Here is a 572-nt window from a genome sequence, read left to right on the forward strand (position 1 = left end):
ACCACCAGAAAGATGAACATTTTTGCCAATTTGTGCACAAGAACCCACAGTAGTCCATGTATCAACCATTGTTCCCTTATCGATAAAGGCACCAAGATTTACAAAGGATGGCATCAATATAACATTGGGAGCAATGTAAGCAGAATGGCGTACAATTGCTCCAGGAACGGAACGGAAATCAGCTTTTTTAAAGTCAACTTCTTGCCAACCAGAAAATCTCGAAGGGACTTTATCCCACCAATATGTTCCATTTATCCCACCGGCAATAATTTGCATAGGATTGAGCCGAAAAGAGAGAAGGACGGCTTTTTTTAACCATTGATTAACATGCCATTGTCCATTTTTTTGGCGTTCCGCTACACGGACTTCACCTTTGTCAAGAAGGTTTAATGCATGTTCAACACTTTCACGAATTTCACCCTTTGTGATAGTATCAGTAGAATCGCGATCATCAAATGCTTTTTCAATAATCATTTCAAGTTGTGTGTGATAGGTCATGATCAGAGTTCCGTTAAACAAGTTGAAAGCTTCAAGATTTATTCTTTATGACCTACGTGAAGAAATGTTTTCAG

At 38.8% G+C, this 572-nt stretch carries 1 pseudogene; it reads right to left on the minus strand.

Features of this window, described 5'->3' with window-relative positions:
• Positions 1 to 498: pseudogene (locus ACFIML_RS09335) on the minus strand (2,3,4,5-tetrahydropyridine-2,6-dicarboxylate N-succinyltransferase); the annotation flags it as partial.
• Between the last annotated feature and the right edge of the window lie 74 nt (positions 499 to 572).

The sequence above is a fragment of the Bartonella sp. AC62GZZY genome (assembly GCF_042196525.1).
GTDB lineage: Bacteria > Pseudomonadota > Alphaproteobacteria > Rhizobiales > Rhizobiaceae > Bartonella.